Origin of the sequence: Arthrobacter terrae (genome assembly GCF_015708085.1) — a bacterium.
Lineage (GTDB): Bacteria > Actinomycetota > Actinomycetes > Actinomycetales > Micrococcaceae > Arthrobacter_M > Arthrobacter_M terrae.
Map to the genome: position 1 here is coordinate 174,790 of NZ_JADNYM010000003.1, position 15,811 is coordinate 190,600.

14 protein-coding genes and 1 riboswitch are annotated in these 15,811 nt (G+C 64.7%); of the genes, 12 read left to right on the forward strand and 2 right to left on the reverse strand.

Annotated elements, in window-relative coordinates; genetic code table 11:
- Positions 1-84 precede the first annotated feature (84 nt).
- From tdh to IV500_RS03100, 4 genes are all read left to right on the forward strand, one after another.
- Complete coding sequence (gene tdh, locus IV500_RS03085; RefSeq protein WP_196395351.1) at positions 85-1,131, forward strand: L-threonine 3-dehydrogenase; 1,047 nt, start codon at positions 85-87, stop codon at positions 1,129-1,131.
- 13 nt (positions 1,132-1,144) lie between these two features.
- Positions 1,145-2,368, forward strand: a complete 1,224-nt coding sequence (locus IV500_RS03090) for a glycine C-acetyltransferase (protein ID WP_196395352.1) — start codon at positions 1,145-1,147, stop codon at positions 2,366-2,368.
- A gap of 3 nt (positions 2,369-2,371) precedes the next feature.
- Positions 2,372-2,899, forward strand: a complete 528-nt coding sequence (locus IV500_RS03095; RefSeq protein ID WP_196395353.1) for a DinB family protein — start codon at positions 2,372-2,374, stop codon at positions 2,897-2,899.
- Between the two features lie 107 nt (positions 2,900-3,006).
- Entirely contained in the window at positions 3,007-4,083 is a 1,077-nt protein-coding gene (locus tag IV500_RS03100; RefSeq protein WP_196395354.1) for an NAD(P)/FAD-dependent oxidoreductase, read from the forward strand.
- A 1,270-nt stretch (positions 4,084-5,353) separates the two neighbouring features.
- On the opposite strand, the gene IV500_RS03105 is transcribed toward IV500_RS03100, so the two are convergent.
- On the reverse strand, positions 5,354-6,115 hold the full coding sequence (locus IV500_RS03105) for a LysE family translocator (protein ID WP_196395355.1): 762 nt from the start codon (positions 6,113-6,115) through the stop codon (positions 5,354-5,356).
- Positions 6,116-6,285: 170 nt separating this feature from the next.
- Here IV500_RS03105 and IV500_RS03110 point away from each other — a divergent pair, with 170 nt between their 5' ends.
- From IV500_RS03110 to IV500_RS03140, 7 genes are all read left to right on the forward strand, one after another.
- Entirely contained in the window at positions 6,286-7,518 is a 1,233-nt protein-coding gene (locus tag IV500_RS03110; protein WP_196395356.1) for an amidohydrolase family protein, read from the forward strand.
- A gap of 370 nt (positions 7,519-7,888) precedes the next feature.
- On the forward strand, positions 7,889-8,782 hold the full coding sequence (locus tag IV500_RS03115; RefSeq protein WP_196395402.1) for an SIS domain-containing protein: 894 nt from the start codon (positions 7,889-7,891) through the stop codon (positions 8,780-8,782).
- A gap of 19 nt (positions 8,783-8,801) precedes the next feature.
- Positions 8,802-9,905 carry an ROK family protein gene (locus tag IV500_RS03120; RefSeq protein WP_230854396.1) on the forward strand — a complete coding sequence of 368 codons (1,104 nt, stop codon included), beginning with the start codon at positions 8,802-8,804 and terminating at the stop codon, positions 9,903-9,905.
- Between the two features lie 125 nt (positions 9,906-10,030).
- On the forward strand, positions 10,031-10,981 hold the full coding sequence (locus tag IV500_RS03125) for a 1-phosphofructokinase family hexose kinase (protein WP_196395404.1): 951 nt from the start codon (positions 10,031-10,033) through the stop codon (positions 10,979-10,981).
- Positions 10,972-11,868 carry a class II fructose-bisphosphate aldolase gene (locus IV500_RS03130; protein ID WP_196395357.1) on the forward strand — a complete coding sequence of 299 codons (897 nt, stop codon included), beginning with the start codon at positions 10,972-10,974 and terminating at the stop codon, positions 11,866-11,868. Before IV500_RS03125 ends, IV500_RS03130 begins: the two co-directional genes overlap by 10 nt.
- Positions 11,865-12,704 carry a DeoR/GlpR family DNA-binding transcription regulator gene (locus tag IV500_RS03135; protein WP_196395358.1) on the forward strand — a complete coding sequence of 280 codons (840 nt, stop codon included), beginning with the start codon at positions 11,865-11,867 and terminating at the stop codon, positions 12,702-12,704. Before IV500_RS03130 ends, IV500_RS03135 begins: the two co-directional genes overlap by 4 nt.
- The gene (locus IV500_RS03140; RefSeq protein ID WP_196395359.1) at positions 12,701-13,447 is read left to right on the forward strand and encodes a CPBP family intramembrane glutamic endopeptidase; all 747 of its coding nucleotides are present in this window, start codon (positions 12,701-12,703) and stop codon (positions 13,445-13,447) included. The genes IV500_RS03135 and IV500_RS03140 overlap by 4 nt, the downstream gene beginning before the upstream one ends.
- Before the next feature lie 37 nt (positions 13,448-13,484).
- On the opposite strand, the gene IV500_RS03145 is transcribed toward IV500_RS03140, so the two are convergent.
- The gene (locus IV500_RS03145) at positions 13,485-14,123 is read right to left on the reverse strand and encodes a VOC family protein (protein WP_196395405.1); all 639 of its coding nucleotides are present in this window, start codon (positions 14,121-14,123) and stop codon (positions 13,485-13,487) included.
- Between the two features lie 165 nt (positions 14,124-14,288).
- A riboswitch (SAM riboswitch) is annotated at positions 14,289-14,402 on the forward strand.
- A gap of 84 nt (positions 14,403-14,486) precedes the next feature.
- On the opposite strand from IV500_RS03145, the gene IV500_RS03150 reads away from it, so the two are divergent.
- A complete protein-coding gene (locus IV500_RS03150) occupies positions 14,487-15,803 on the forward strand; it encodes a bifunctional o-acetylhomoserine/o-acetylserine sulfhydrylase (protein WP_196395360.1) in 1,317 nt (438 codons plus the stop codon).
- Positions 15,804-15,811 lie beyond the last annotated feature (8 nt).

Below are 15,811 nucleotides of genomic sequence, written 5' to 3' on the forward strand. Positions count from 1 at the left end.
GAAAGCAACGGATCAGATGAGGGCACAGATCAAATGAGGGCACAGATCAAATGAAAGCATCGGTCGAATGAAGGCACTGGTCATATGAAAGCACTGTACAAATCCGGACCGCATGCGGGCTTCGAGCTGGTGGACCGGCCGGAGCCGAGCGTCGGGGCGGACGACGTGAAGATCCGTGTCATGACAACCGGCATCTGCGGCACTGACCTGCACATCGAGTCCTGGGATGCGTGGGCTGCGGAGAACATCAACGCGCCGCTGATTGCCGGGCACGAGTTCTACGGTGAGGTCGTGGAGATCGGAGCCCAGGTGCGGGACGTCAAGGTTGGCGACCGGGTCTCCGGCGAGGGCCATATTGTCTGCGGAATCTGCCGCAACTGCCGTGCCGGGCGCCGTCAGATGTGTATCAATACCGTCTCCGTTGGTGTGCAGCGCGACGGGGCCTTTGCCGAATATGTGGTGATCCCGGAAATTAATGTCTGGGTACACCACGACACGTCCGTCACCCCTGAGCTTGGTGCGATCTTCGATCCATTCGGCAATGCCGTGCATACTGCCCTGAGTTTCCCGCTCGTCGGCGAGGACGTCCTGATCACGGGGGCTGGACCCATCGGACTGATGGCAATCGCCGTCGCCCGTCATGCCGGCGCCCGGAAGATCGCGATTACGGATGTCTCCGCCCCTCGGCTGGACCTGGCCCGCAGCATGGGCGTTGACCTGGCCGTCGACGTTTCCAGCACGCGGGTGAAGGACGCGCAGCGTGAGCTCGGCATGCGGGAAGGCTTCGACATCGGTCTCGAAATGTCCGGCCATCCCACGGCACTGCCGGAAATGATCGACAATATGAACCACGGCGGGCGGATCGCCATGCTGGGCCTGGCCAGCGCGCCCATTGACATCAACTGGGGCAAGGTTGTCACCCATATGCTCACACTCAAGGGCGTCTACGGCCGGGAGATGTTTGAGACCTGGTACGCCATGAGCGCCATGCTGTCCTCCAATCCGGTGCTGCATCGGCACATTTCGGCGGTGGTGACGGACACGCTGCCGGCGGCCCGGTGGGAAGATGGCTTTGCTGCCGCGCGTTCCGGCGCGGGCGGCAAAGTGGTGCTGGACTGGACCGGATTCTAAGGAGCAAGGCTGTATGTATACCGCAATGAAAGACCAACTGGCTGCCGAATTGGACGAAATCCGGGCGGCCGGACTCTTCAAGACTGAACGCAGGATCTCCTCGGCGCAGTCCAGCCACATCCTGGCCGGCCCGCTGGACGGCAGCGGCCAGGGCAAGCCGGTGCTCAACTTCTGCGCCAATAATTACCTGGGTCTGGCGGACCATCCGGAGATTGTTGCCACCGCAAAGTCCGCCATGGATGAACGCGGCTTCGGCATGGCCTCGGTCAGGTTTATCTGCGGCACCCAGGACCTGCATCTGGAACTGGAATCGCGTGTTTCGGCGTTCCTGGGTACAGAGGACACCATCTTGTTCTCCTCCTGTTTCGACGCCAATGGGGGAGTCTTTGAATCCCTCTTCGGGCCCGAGGACGCCGTCATCTCGGACGCGCTGAACCACGCCTCCATCATTGACGGGATCCGGCTCTGCAAGGCCAAGCGCTTCCGCTATGCCAATCAGGATATGGCCGAGCTGGAGGCGGCGCTCGTCGAGGCCGCTGCGCTAAATGACGGCGCCGGCGCCCGCCGCACCGTCATTGTCACCGACGGCGTTTTCTCCATGGACGGCTTCCTGGCCCCGCTGGCCGCCATCTGCGATCTGGCAGACAAATACGGAGCGCTGGTGATGGTTGACGATTCCCACGCCGTCGGCTTCATGGGCGCCACCGGTGCCGGCACGCCCGAACACGCCGGCGTCCCGGACCGGGTGGACATCTACACCGGGACCTTCGGCAAGGCCCTCGGTGGCGCGTCCGGCGGCTACGTCTCCGGGCGGGCGGAAATCGTTGCGATGCTCCGGCAGAAAGCCCGGCCATACCTGTTCTCCAATTCCCTGGCGCCGGCCATTGTTGCCGCCACGCTCAAGGCTCTGGAGCTGGTTCAAACCTCAGCACAACTGCGCAGCACACTGTTCAGCAACGCGGAGCACTTCCGGCGCCGGATGACCGAGGAGGGCTTCGAGCTGCTGCCGGGGGAGCATGCCATAGTTCCGGTGATGTTCGGCGACGCCGTTCTCGCGGCGACCATGGCGGATTCGATGCTGGACCACGGCGTGTACGTTACCGCGTTCAGTTTCCCGGTGGTTCCGCGCGGCGCGGCGCGGATCCGGGTGCAGCTTTCGGCCGCACACAGCTCGGACGACGTCGAAACCTGTGTACGTGCCTTCGTTGCTGCCCGCGCTGAGGCTGGCGGAGCGTAGGGCATGGCAGAATTTGAACGCACTATGCCCCCTTTAAACGCCGACGAGCGGGCCACCTTGGCCGGCTGGCTGGATTTCTACCGCGCGACGCTTATTCGCAAATGCGGGAACCTCGACGACGAACAGTTGCGGCACGCCGCGGTGGAACCGTCGGCGCTTACTTTGCTCGGGTTGATCCAGCACCTGGCAGAGGTGGAGCGGAACTGGTTCCGCCGGGTACTGACGGGCGAGCAGATTCCGCCGATCTACGCCCCGGACGCCGGCACTGACGGGGACGACGGGCACGACGGGCACGACGGCGGGTTCGATCTCACCGGCACCTCGTTCCGGGACGCCGTGGACAGCTGGCAGGCCGAGGTTACGCAGGCCCGCCGGAATTGTGCCGCCCGTGCCCTGGACGCTACAAGCCCTTTCATGGGTGCTGAAGTGACCCTGCGCTGGATCTACCTCCACATGCTTGGCGAGTATGCCCGGCACTGCGGTCACGCCGACCTTATCCGCGAACGCGTCGACGGGTGCACAGGCGTCTGACCGGGATGGCGGGGATGACCACGCCCAGCTCAACTATCACAAAGCGGCCATTAGACTGCTGCAAGGGGATGACGGACGAAAGGTTGCACAGTGACTAAGGTTGCACAGTGAATACTGACGTGCTGATCGTGGGCGGCGGGATAGCCGGGCTGTCTTTGGCCTGGCAGCTGGCGCCGCGTGCCGCCGTCGTTCTGGTTGAGGCGGAGGGAATCCTCGCTTACCACACCTCTTCCCGCTCGGCGCGACAGATGCAGCCCAGTTATGGGCCCGCGGTGATTCAGGAGCTGACCGCGGAAAGCATCGAGGCGGTTCGCTCCATTTCCGCTGAACTGGGGCACTCGATTCTGCTGCCGCGGCCGCTGATTTTCATCGGCAGCCAAGCGGATGTGGCCGCCGGAACGGCAGCGAACGGCCATCTGAGGCCGCTGGGTCATGCGCAGGCGCTGGCCCGGTGCCCTGATTTGCGGCCGGATTCCTTCGAAGCCGCCAGCCTGGACGATTCCGCGATGGAAGTGGACGTCCCGGCGCTGCTGGAATATTACCGGTCGCGGGCGGTCGCTGCCGGAGCGTTGATCATCACCGGAGCCCCTGTCGACACCGTGCAGCGCACCAGCGCGGGGTGGCTGGTTGGAGCCGGGGATGAGGCTGTTGAAGCCCCGATCATGGTCAATGCCGCCGGCGCATGGGCCGATCCGCTGGCGGTGATTGCCGGCGTCGAAATCCAAGGTCTGCGCCCGCACCGACGCACTGCGGCCACCGTCATGACGGAGCATCCCGTCGATCCGCAGGCACCGATGATTGCCGGCGTGGACGACAGTTTCTACTACCGGCCGCAGGGCAGCGGTCTGCTGATCTCGCCGTGTGAATCCGTCCCGAGCGTGGCGGAGGACGCCCGGCCGGTGGAAGCTGACGTCTACCGCGCCATCGAGCGGATCAGTACCGTTACGTCACTGGGTATCACTTCGGTGGAGCGGAGTTGGACGGGCCTGCGCACCGTTGCGGCTGACGGCCTGCCGGTAGTCGGGTTCGATCCCGAGGCGCCAGGATTCTTCTGGCTGGCGGGACAGGGTGGTTACGGCATCCAGACTTCCGCGGCCATGGCCAAGCTTGCCGCAGGGATGATTCTCGCCCCGGAAAGTCCGCTGAGTGCGGTGGCGCGGGCGCTGGCACCGGACCGCAGCTGACCTTTTTTGGACGGGTTGCGCGAGATGCGCCGGTTAACCGTGATCCCGACCCGGCGAATGCGCTTGCGCTTCAAGCCATGGCGCGCCGGCAGCAGGGCAGGCCTGCGAATCATCAGTCAAGTGGGGGAGTAGTACGTGAAGGAACGGATAGCGGACAATCGGGATCTTTCCATGTATCAGCCCGGTTGGGAAGAACAGGCGCCGGAGGATATCGAGCAGGACGCCGAGTTGTCCGGAGCCGGCAAGGCCGTTAATGTCGACAACTCCGGCGAGGCGTTAAGTCCGGCAACGCCGGCAGGAGAGTCGAGGCGTCCACGACCGGCGAGACCAGCCAAGCTATCGATACCGTCAGGGCCGTCACATCCATTCCTGCCGCAGAGGACGGACATTTTCCACGATCGGGCGGTTCACTGGCGCTCGCGATGATGGCGGTACTGTTGGTTACTGTCGGTGTTTTTTGCCCGATCTGCTCTTAGCCGGATTGGGGATCGGCGGCGGATTGATTTTCCTTCGCGCAGCGCGATCGGGAGCGAGGACACTGCAGTTTCGGATTGGCCTGCTGCTGCTGGGCCTTTTCCTGGCTGCGAGTGCATTCGTCTGCTTCTTTGCTGTCAGTCTATTCCGGGATGCGTTCGTTTCCACCGACCCAACAGCCTGGCAGTCTGACCAGAGTCTGCCGTGGATTTACCGGCTTCCTTCGCTCGCGCCAAGCATGCTCACGGTGGGGGCAGCCTGCCTCGGCGGCTTTGCCGTCCTGCAGATCCGCGGGCTAACGGCACAGCCCACGCAGAACGCGTGCCCTATGGAAGCTGCGGCTGGTCCTACAGTGATCGAGTTGAACGGTCCGGTCGGCAGCGGCCGAGGCGGCAGCAATAACAAGCACGACAGCGTCACTATCTTTCCGGTCGATGCAGACGGAGCGCCAGTGGCCTGGAAGGCGGAGGACATCGTCCCAGGGCCGGATGGATCTTCGGCGCCGTGGGCTATTGGCGGCATTATGGTTCTGATCGGCTGGGACTATTGCTGGCTCCCATGCTGTTCTCGGATTCCATGGTTCCCCGGATTCAGCATTTGGGGAGTCTTTCGTTCAGCGGGGCACCTTGGCCGGGGGTGCTCTCGACAGCGGCGCTATCCTGCCTACTGTCGGGTTTTGCGGTAATAGCCGGATTCCTTCTCCACGACAGCACGCGCAGCAGTCATTGACTATCGTCACGTTTGCCTCAGTCGGACATTAGGGGAACGACCCTCGCTGCAATCCGGGCACGGCGTTTCAATTGGCGGCGCTGGATACCAGAATACCGAGGCCCAGCCCGCCGATGATGGTGTTGCTGGCACGGTCCAGCCACAGCTCCACCCTAGGTTTGCGCAGTAATCCCATGGCTTTGGCAGCGGCAAAGGCCACCAGGGACAGATATGCGCCGCCGATCAGGGCCTCCACCCCGCCCAGCACCAGTGCGGTCAGCAGAGTGTTGCCGCCGTGGGGAATGAACTGGGGAACCAGAGCGAGGTAAAACAATCCGACCTTAGGGTTCAATAGGGTGGAGAGAGCCCCGGCACCAAAACCCGCTAGATTGCCTTTCCAGCTGGATTGCCGCCCCCGCCCCTGGCTCCGTCCAGCTGCCTGCAATTCGGGGGACCCGGCGGCTCGACCGGCTGCCTGGCCGTCCTGCTGCCCGGATAACTGCCCCGGCAACGGCACCGACTTTGCGGCGGCCTCTGCGGTCTTGGCAGCCATCCGGGCGCGTTCGCGGCGACCGCGCAGGAAAGCGGACACTCCGAGATAGAGCAGGTATACGCCGCCGGCAATCTTCAGCCAGCGAAACAGCTCGGCTGATTGTTCCAGCAGAGCGGCCAGTCCGACCCCGACCAGCAGGGCCCAAACTATCCCCGCGACGGAACAACCTGCCGCCGTCGCCAGTCCTGCCCCGACGCGGCGCAGCGAGGTCCGCAATACCAAAAAGGTATCCGGTCCGGGCGTCAGGGCCAGCAGGAGGCACAAACCGGCAAAGGCCAGCAGGGAAGCGAAAGTCATACTTCTATCTTCCTCGCAGCTTCCCGTAATTAACAAAGCCCTGGCGCAACATTTTGTCCAGACACGCTCATGTTGCGTCGGCTAATGCTGACCTCGGAACGTCCGGGATCCCGGACTCTACGGCGCCCGGTGACAATAATCTGCACTAGCACCGGCCGTAGGGTTGACTCATGAGCCTTGTGATTACGAATATCGGCGAGCTGATGACCCAGGACCTGCGCAACGGGGCGGATGCCGCAGTCCTTCGGGACGCCGCCGTCGTGCTGGAAGGGGAACGGGTCAGCTGGCTGGGGCCGGCCGCCTCCGCACCGGCGGCCGACGAGTCCTTCGACGCGGGTGGCCGCGCGCTGTTGCCCGGCTGGGTGGACTCGCATACACACCTGATTTTTGCAGGCGACCGGACCGCGGAATTTGAAGCTCGGATGGCAGGACAGAGCTACAGCGCCGGGGGCATCGCCGTCACTATGGAGGCTACGCGCAGTACAGGGGACTTCGACCTGACCCGGCTGGCGATGGGCCGGGTGGCGGAGGCCGTTTCCCAGGGCACCACCTACATAGAGACTAAAACGGGGTACGGGCTGGATGTGGAGAACGAGGCCCGCAGCGCCCGGATCGCCTCCACCGTGGTGGATGAGGTGACGTATTTGGGCGCCCATTTGGTGCCGGCGGGTGCGGATCCGGACGAATACACGGACCTGGTGTGCGGCCCCATGCTGGACGCCGTCCGGCCGTACGTGCGCTGGGCGGATGTTTTCTGTGAACGTGGCGCTTTCTCCGAGGAGCAGTCCCGCCGTGTGCTCACCTCCTGCCGGGACGCCGGGCTCGGGTTGCGGGTGCACGGTAACCAGCTGGGCACTGGTGCCGGCGTGCGGCTGGCCACCGAATTCGGCGCCGCCAGCGTGGACCACGTGAACTACCTGGACGACGACGACGTCGCCTCCCTTGCCGAGAGCTGGTCCGGCTGGGATGCGGTAACCGGGCACGGCGCCCGCGGCACGGTGGCGACGGCACTGCCCGCGTGCGACCTGTCCACCCGCCAGCCGCTGGCACCGGGGCGGCAGCTGCTCGATGCCGGCGTGCAGCTGGCGCTCGCCTCCAACTGCAACCCCGGAACGTCGTACACCAGCTCGATGGCATTCTGTGTGACAACGGCGGTGCTGCAGATGGGGCTCAGCGTTCACGAAGCCGTGCGCGCTGCCACGTACGGAGGTGCGCTCGCACTTGGACGGGAAAGCGGAATGGATGCCGACGGCGTCCGGGCGGTGGGCTCGATCGCCGTCGGGCATAGGGCGGATCTGCATTTGCTGAACGCCCCCGCAGCAACGCATCTGGCCTACCGTCCCGGGATTCCGCTGACCGCGGCCGTCTGGCGCGCCGGCGTCCGGCAGAGCCATTCTGTCTGAGGGACCGCGGACGGGGCGGTGAACGCGCCAGCGCCGGTCAAACCTGCGCAGAGTTCAGCGCCGGGCGTGCGCATAATTGATCCTGCGCAGAGCCAGCGGCCAAGTCTGCGCAGGTATGACGGTTTCTAGCGCCAGTCAGGCTAACCGAGATTGATCATGATCGAATATGAGGGATAACGATCAAGTATAAGCATTTGGTGCTAAGCTGTGGGCAGAATGGCAGCTTGCCTGCCCATCGGACCCAAGGAGATCTCACCAGATGACTGACACCACTTCGACAGCCTCTGTTTCCAACGTCCCTGGCGCCGCTGGTCCCGCAGATGCTGGTCCCGCAGATGCTGGTCCCGCAAATGCCAACGGCGGCCCACATATGGACGAAGAACTGAGCAGCCAGCCCCGCGTGTGGGCGCGTGCCATTGCGCAGGCACTTGCAGACGGTGAGGAAGGGAGGCTATTGCCCGCCGACGGCGATCGGGTCGCCGTGATCGGCTGCGGTACCTCCTGGTTCATGGCGCAGAGCTACGCATCGGCACGCGAGACTGCGGGCAAGGGCGTGACGGACTCATTCGCCGCCTCCGAAGCGTTTTTGGGTGCGGACAGGGAGTATGACGCCGTCGTTGCCATCACACGCTCCGGTACGACGTCGGAGGTGCTGGAAATCCTGCAGCGGCTCAAAGGCAAAGTACGGACCGTAGCGCTGGTGGGGGATCTGGACTCGCCGATTATGTCGCTGGCGGACGCCGTCGTCGAACTTCCCTATGCCGATGAGAAATCCGTAGTACAGACCCGTTTCGCCACCACTGCCCTGACCTATCTGCTCACCAGCCTGGGCATGGACCTGAGCGCGGCTGTTGAGGATGCCAAAACCGCACTCTCCGCGCCCGTGGAGCAGGAGCTGATCGATGCCGAACAGTTCACCTTCCTGGGCCGCGGCTGGACCGTCGGGCTGGCGCATGAGGCAGGCCTGAAAATGCGTGAGGCCGTGCAGAGCTGGACCGAGAGCTATCCGGCGATGGAATACCGGCACGGCCCGATCGCCATCGCCGCACCGAACCGCGTGACCTGGATGTTCGGCGAGCTGCCGGCGGGGCTGGGCGGCGACGTCGCCAAGACCGGTGCAATACTGGTCAACTCCGGCATGCACCCGCTGGCTGACCTGGCCCGCGTACACCGTGTGACACTGGAGCGCGCCCGTGCCCGCGGCCTGGATCCGGATGCACCCCGCAATCTCTCGCGCTCGGTGATTCTCAACGCTGCGCAGTAAATGACGGTTGACTGACTCAATGCCAACTGACTCAATGCCGACTAACCCGATGCCAACTGACTCAATGAACACCCGGGCAACGCAGGCCGGCGCCCTGCCGGCGGTCCTTGCCTTTGACGTGGGCGGCACGGACATGAAGTCGGGAATCCTGACTGGACCCATTGAGCCCGGTGACACCGTGGTCCGTGATCTGCAGCGGTTCCCGACGCCGCAGTGTCTGGAGCCGCAGTGTCTGGAGCCGGCGGCCGGCACCAGGTCTGCGGCGGGCACCGGGCCAGCGGGTGATCGGTCAATGCACGACGGCGCCGTGCCGGGGTACACCGCAGGTCGGGGAGATGCGATCGTGCAGCGGATCGTGGAGCTCACGGAGCACTACGGGCGCAGCCATCCCGAACCTGCACCGGTCGCGGTGGGCGTCACTGTCCCGGGGCTAGTGGACGAGGCGGCAGGGGTGGGACTGCTCTCGGCGAACCTGGGCTGGCGGAACTACCCTTTCGTCGAGCGGCTTGAGTCCCGGCTGGGCCTACCGGTGGCATTTGGACACGACGTCAGCATGGCGGGGGAGGCTGAATTCCGAATCGGCGCGGCGCGCGGCCAGTCGGACGTCGTCGTACTGGTGATTGGAACCGGGATTGCCGGCGCCGTGTTCAGCGACGGGCGGCGCCTGAGAGGCGGCGGCTTTGCCGGGGAGCTGGGTCATGCGATGGTCCCCGCGGCTGACAGGACCCTGCAGATCCTCGAATCCATCGGCTCGGCCGGCGGAATTTCCCGACGGTACGAACAATTCAGCGGAACGCCGGTGAATGGCGCGCGCGATGTGCTGGAGCGCGCCGGAGCCGGGGACGTCCTGGCCGCCGGGGTCTGGGCCGATGCCGTCGCCGCGCTGGCGTTCAGCATCGCCCAATGCGTGTCCATCCTGGGAACCGAAACCGTGGTCCTCGGCGGTGGACTGGCGGAATCCGGGGAGGCCCTGCTGGTGCCGCTGGCCGAACGGGTGGACTCTCTCCTGACGTTCCATCGCCGCCCGCACTTGGTGGCCGCGGAACTCGGACAGAATTCCGGATTGATCGGCTCGGCGCTGAAGGCCCGTGACCTGCTGACGCAACGACGGGGGCCGCTGTGAGCGACTCGGCAGCACCTGCCGGCTTAGCACCTGCCGGCTTAGCATCTGCCGGCCCACCATCTGCCGGCCCAGCATCTGCCGGCCCAACATCTGCCGGAAGACCATCTGCCGGAACACCGGGAGTCATCGTCACCGTCACGCCGAATCCCGCGGTGGACCTGACCTACACGGTGGCCGGCGTGCATCCGGGCGGTTCACACCGCGTGTCGGCTCCGCTCTCGCGCGCCGGGGGAAAGGGTATCAATGTCTCCCGGGTCGCGCACCAGCTGGGTTTTGTGACGCTGGCCATCGCCACCGCCGGGGGCAGCACCGGAGCCGAGTTCGCCCGGGAACTGGGCCGCAGCGGAGTCCCGCACCGGCTGATTCCGGTCGCCTCCGCGACGCGGCGGACCATCGCCTTGGTGGACACGGTCGCGGGGAATACGAGTATCTTCAACGAAGCAGGCCCCGAGCTCACCGCCGGAGACTGGCAGCGGCTCGCTGCCGCCGTCGCCGAAAGCCTCGGGACCGCGGGCGTGCTGGTGGGCTCGGGGAGCCTGCCGGATAAGGCCCCGGCGGATTTCTACCCGACCATTGTGGCGTTGGCTCAGCAGGCGGGCGTGCCGGCGGTGATTGACACGTCCGGGCCCGGTCTGCTGGCGGCCGCGAGGGCCGGGGCGGACCTGCTCAAACCCAATAATGAGGAACTCGTTGCGGCCCTCGGCGAGAGCGATCTGGTCTGCGCTGCGCGGAAACTGGTGGGAATGGGGGCACGGATGGTGCTGGTCAGCGCCGGAGCCGACGGCATGCTGGCCTTTGACGCCCGAAGCCCGGATCGGTACCTGAGCGCCCGCCTGCCGGAAGCGCTGCAGGGAAACCCGACCGGGGCCGGGGACGCGGCCGTGAGCGCCGCCGCCGTCGCGCTGGCCTCCGGCATCAGCGATACCGAAGAAATCCTGCGGCGCGCCACGGCCTGGAGCGCGGCCGCGGTGCTGGTGCCCGGGGCGGGCGAAATTTCCCCGCAGTATCAGGACTTAGCCGCCCGGCTGATCGTCAGCGGACACACCACCAACAACGCAAGGACACCATGGGACTGACCCCGGCACGGAAATTATTGGAAGCGGCCGCGGCCGCCGGGACCGGGCAGGGTGCGTTCAACGTTATCCATTTGGAGACCGTTGAGGGCCTGGTCGCGGGAGCGGAGCGGGCCGGGCTGCCGCTGATTCTGCAGATCTCGGAAAACTGTGCCAAATACCATGGCGGTCTTGAACCGCTGGCACTGGCCACGCTCGCGGCCGCCCGCGCTGCGTCCGTTCCGGTTGCGGTGCACCTGGATCACGCCGAGGATGAGCAGCTGGCCTATCAGGCGGTGGAGCTGGGTTTCGGATCCATTATGTACGACGGCGGCGGCCTTGAGTACGCTCAAAACGTCGCGGTGACGCGGCGCGTCACCGACTACGCACATGCCCGCGGCGTGTACGTCGAGGCCGAGTTGGGGAAGGTGGGCGGCAAGGACGGAGCTCATGCGCCCGGCGTGCTGACCGACCCGGACGAGGCTGCGGCGTTCGTGGCCGCCACGGGCGTGGATGCGCTCGCCGTCGCCGTCGGCTCTTCGCATGCCATGACGCAGCGCAGCGCAGCGCTGGATCTGGGCCGGATTACGGTGCTCAAGGCGGCTCTGCAGGTGCCGCTGGTATTGCACGGTTCCTCCGGGGTTCCGGACGATGCGATCGTGGCAGGGATCGCCGCAGGGATGACCAAGATCAATGTCTCAACACACCTGAACGGGTTCTTCACCCGCGCCGTGCGCGGGTATCTCGCGGCCAATCCCGCCGACGTCGACTCGCGGAAGTACCTGCGCGCCGGTCGGGACGCACTGATTCCGGAGGTGGCGCGGCTGCTGCGTTTGTTCGCTGATGTGCCACCGGCCGGGGCTGAGCCGGAGTCCGGTCCGGTTCGGATGTCCGGGCAGTCCGGCGAATGAACCGGACCGAGCGGCTGAACGCGATCCTGGATTTATTGGCCAATTCCGGACAGATCGAGGTGGAAAAAATTGTCACACGCCTCGGTGTTTCACCGGCCACTGCACGACGGGACCTCGACTCGCTGGCCAACGAGCGGCTGCTCACCCGCACCCGCGGTGGGGCCGTCCAGGGCTCTGTCGCCTACGACCTGCCCGGGCGTTACAACCGCGACGACAACGGGGAGCAAAAGCAGCAGATCGCCCGCGCCGCCAGCGCCCTGGTGCCCAAAGGTGCCGTGATCGGGCTCTGTGGGGGAACCACCAGCACGGCGCTGGCGCAGATCCTCTCCACCCGGACGGACCTGATGGAACACTCCATCAGACCCACATTGACTGTGGTGACCAACGCGATCAATATTGCAGCGCAGCTCGTGGTCCGGCCGAACTTCAAAATCATGGTCACCGGCGGGATCGTCAATCCGCGGTCCTATGAATTGGTGGGCCCGTATACGGACATCATCCTGCAAAAGGTGGCGCTGGATTTTGCGTTCATCGGTGTCGACGGCATTGATCCGGAGGTCGGCCCCACCATTGACGATGAGGGCGAGGCGACGGTCAACTCCCTGATGGCGCGGCGGGCATCCGAGGCCTACATGCTGGCGGACTCGTCCAAGATCGGCAAGCGGGCCTTTGCCACCATGGAGGGCTATCACTTCCACAAGCTCATTACTGATCCGGGAATCACCGCCGATGAGCTGGCGGCCTTCGAACGGAACAAGATCGAAGTAATCGTGGCTCCCGCCAGCTGCGCTGTGGACAGAAACGGTCAGCACAATAGCGGCAAAATAGACGTATGAACTCGTCAACTGGAACTACGCGTCTGGGGCTGCGCGTCGAAGTATGGATTGTGCTGGGACTTTCGTTAGGTCAGTCAGCCGTTTACTCCGTCGTACAGCTGCTGGACAAGCTGTCCCGTGCGCCGCTGGCCCAGGGGACGTCTACGCTGAATACGGCCCAAAGCTCCCGGGAGTACTTCGACCTGACATATCAGCTGCTGAGTATTGTCTTCGCGCTGGTTCCGGTGGCCCTGGTGCTGTACCTGCTTTGGCAGCCCGGACAATCCGCCTTCCAAAAGCTCGGATTTACGCTTCGGCGCCCCGGCCGGGATTTTTTTTGGGGTCTGGGGCTGGCGGCCTTGATCGGCATTCCATCCCTGGGACTTTATGCCGTCGGGCGGGCGCTGGGCATTACCACGGAGATAATCCCCAGTGCGCTCAATACCTATTGGTGGACGGTGCCGGTACTGGTGCTGTCGGCCGTCCGGCATGCCATCGTTGAAGAGGTCATCGTCGTCGGATTCCTGCTGGAACGCTTTGGCAGGTTCGGCTGGTCAGCGATGGCAGCGGTTTTGACCAGCTCGCTGCTGCGCGGCAGCTACCACCTGTACCAAGGGTTCGGCCCGTTCGTGGGAAATTTCGTGATGGGTTTGATCTTCTGCTGGGTCTACCGGCGCTTTGGCCGGCTTACGCCGCTGGTGATTGCGCACGCGCTGCTGGATATTGCAGCCTTCGTCGGGGGTCCGGCGCTCGGCTTTGGCTGAGAGACCGACGTAGCTACCGGGCTAACAGGAGACGCAGCTAAATAGTGACCAGTCCGTTCGCGGTCTCGAACGTAACGCTCATGATGCCCGGCGTGCCGCGCGGTGCGATCCATTCCACGGCAACGTCATCCAGCGGCTTCTCCACGGGCTCGCCGAGCCACTGCGTGACCCGTTCGGCGCTGCCGGCAATGGTCAGCTTCGTCAGCCTGACGTTCGTCGGGTTGGCCAGCGATGGGTGCAGGGCCGGATCGCCTTCCCACTTGAGCATGTAGGGAACCTGGGGATCGGCGATGAGTCCCTTAATGCCGATCTGCTGCCAGATGAGTTCCTGCCCGTCCGGGAACTTCCGATTGCCGGGAACGGCGCTGCGGCCGAGGCGTTCTTCGAAGGGGGAGAGGTCATCCACCGCGACACACCAGCCCATCCAACCGCCGCCTGCGGCCGAGCGTGCGCGCACGGCCTGTCCGAAGGGAGCCTTGTCCGATGCCGGGTGTTCCAGCACCTCCACAACCTCCAAATAATGATGATCCGTCAGCGGAAAAATGATGTTGCGGGTCCCGAACCGGGGATGAACTCCACCCCGTACACGTTCAATACCCAGGGCATCGGAAATACGGGCAGCGGTGGCGGCCAAACCATCTGATTCACAGGCGTAAGAAACATGATCCATGCGCATGCCGTTCATCTTGGCACTTTGTGAGGAGCGTCTCGAGTTAGGTGCGGCTTACCAAGATGGGACCTCCGGTGCGGGTTCCATGCGGCGGACCACAGTCAGCACGGGGAACGTCACATTAGCGTCATCTTATTGCCACCATCGGCACGGTCGCCCACACTGGTGTGAGGTCATGAGTGCCAGCGACAAGCCCCGGCTCGCTGGCCGGCAACCCTCCACTGCGGTGGGGTGCCCCGGGTGAAGACCAGGCCTTAACCACACGGTTAAGTGCAAGCGCAGGTCACAGAACCATCCTGGCTCGGCAGAGCGGGCACTTCCCTCAACTGCCCCCGGATGTATTTGGTGACCCGGTTACGAGGAGCCTCCATGAGCAATGCATGGTCATTTGAAACCCGCCAGATCCACGTCGGCCAGGAACCCGATGCCACCACCGGTGCCCGGGCGCTGCCGATTTACCAGACCACGTCCTTCGTCTTTCCGAGCACGGAAAGTGCGGCCAACCGGTTCGCGCTGACGGAGCTCTCCCCGATCTACACCCGGATCGGCAACCCCACCCAGGATGCCGTCGAGCAGCGCATCGCCAGCCTGGAAGGTGGAGCCGGTGCACTCCTGCTCTCCTCCGGACAGGCCGCCTCCACCTTTGCCGTGCTCAATATTGCCCAGGCGGGAGACCACATAGTCTCCAGCCCCAACCTCTACGGCGGGACGTTCAATCTCTTTGCGCACACCCTGAAGAAGTTCGGCATCAAGGTGACCTTCGTTGCGGACCCGGACAATCTCCAGCAGTGGCGGGACGCCGTCCGGCCGAACACCAAGCTCTTCTTCGGCGAGGTCGTGTCCAACCCGCGCCAGGATGTACTGGACATCGAGGGCATCAGCGCCGCCGCCCACGAGGCAGGCGTGCCGCTGATCGTGGACAACACTCTCTCCACGCCGTACCTGATCCGGCCGCTCGAGTGGGGTGCCGACGTCGTCGTTCATTCGGCCACGAAGTACCTGGGTGGCCACGGTACCGCTATTGCGGGCGTGATTGTCGACGGCGGCACGTTCGACTACACGACGGAGCCGGAGCGGTTCCCGGGCTTCAATACCCCGGATCCCAGCTACAACGGCCTTGTCTACGGGCGCGACCTGGGCGCGGACGGAGCGCTGGGGGCGAACCTTTCCTACATTCTCAAGGCCCGGGTGCAGCTGCTGCGCGATCTGGGATCCGCCGTCGCGCCGTTCAATTCGTTCCTGATTGCCCAGGGTCTGGAAACGCTGAGCCTGCGTGTGGAGCGTCACGTGGAAAATGCCGTCAAGGTGGCCACTTGGCTGGAGGCCAACGAGAACGTGGAATCCGTCGCCTATGCCGGCCTGCCGTCGAGCCCGTGGTTTGAACGCGGCCGCAAGTACGGACCCAAGGGCACCGGCGCCGTTATCGCCTTCAATATCAAGGGCGGCCTGGAAGCCGGGAAACGCTTTGTGGACGGTCTTGAACTGCATTCGCACGTGGCAAATCTGGGCGACGTCCGCTCGCTGGTGATCCATCCGGCGTCCACAACGCATGCACAACTTACGCCGGAGCAGCAGCGCGCGGCCGGAGTGGAACCGGGCCTGGTGCGGTTGTCCGTCGGACTGGAAAACATTACCGACATTCTCGCGGACCTTCAGGCCGGCTTCCGGGCGGCGAAAACGGCGTGAGCGCCCCC

Bases quoted from the DNA above. Each gene is read 5' to 3' on its own strand.
- IV500_RS03105 (WP_196395355.1), bottom strand. From the start codon at position 6,115: ATGACTTTCGCTTCCCTGCTGGCCTTTGCCGGTTTGTGCCTCCTGCTG.
- IV500_RS03115 (WP_196395402.1), top strand. From the start codon at position 7,889: ATGGACGAAGAACTGAGCAGCCAGCCCCGCGTGTGGGCGCGTGCCATT.
- IV500_RS03120 (WP_230854396.1), top strand. From the start codon at position 8,802: ATGCCAACTGACTCAATGCCGACTAACCCGATGCCAACTGACTCAATG.
- IV500_RS03135 (WP_196395358.1), top strand. From the start codon at position 11,865: ATGAACCGGACCGAGCGGCTGAACGCGATCCTGGATTTATTGGCCAAT.
- IV500_RS03150 (WP_196395360.1), top strand. From the start codon at position 14,487: ATGAGCAATGCATGGTCATTTGAAACCCGCCAGATCCACGTCGGCCAG.
- IV500_RS03110 (WP_196395356.1), top strand. From the start codon at position 6,286: ATGAGCCTTGTGATTACGAATATCGGCGAGCTGATGACCCAGGACCTG.
- IV500_RS03140 (WP_196395359.1), top strand. From the start codon at position 12,701: ATGAACTCGTCAACTGGAACTACGCGTCTGGGGCTGCGCGTCGAAGTA.
- tdh (WP_196395351.1), top strand. From the start codon at position 85: ATGAAAGCACTGTACAAATCCGGACCGCATGCGGGCTTCGAGCTGGTG.
- IV500_RS03090 (WP_196395352.1), top strand. From the start codon at position 1,145: ATGTATACCGCAATGAAAGACCAACTGGCTGCCGAATTGGACGAAATC.
- IV500_RS03130 (WP_196395357.1), top strand. From the start codon at position 10,972: ATGGGACTGACCCCGGCACGGAAATTATTGGAAGCGGCCGCGGCCGCC.
- IV500_RS03095 (WP_196395353.1), top strand. From the start codon at position 2,372: ATGGCAGAATTTGAACGCACTATGCCCCCTTTAAACGCCGACGAGCGG.
- IV500_RS03145 (WP_196395405.1), bottom strand. From the start codon at position 14,123: ATGCGCATGGATCATGTTTCTTACGCCTGTGAATCAGATGGTTTGGCC.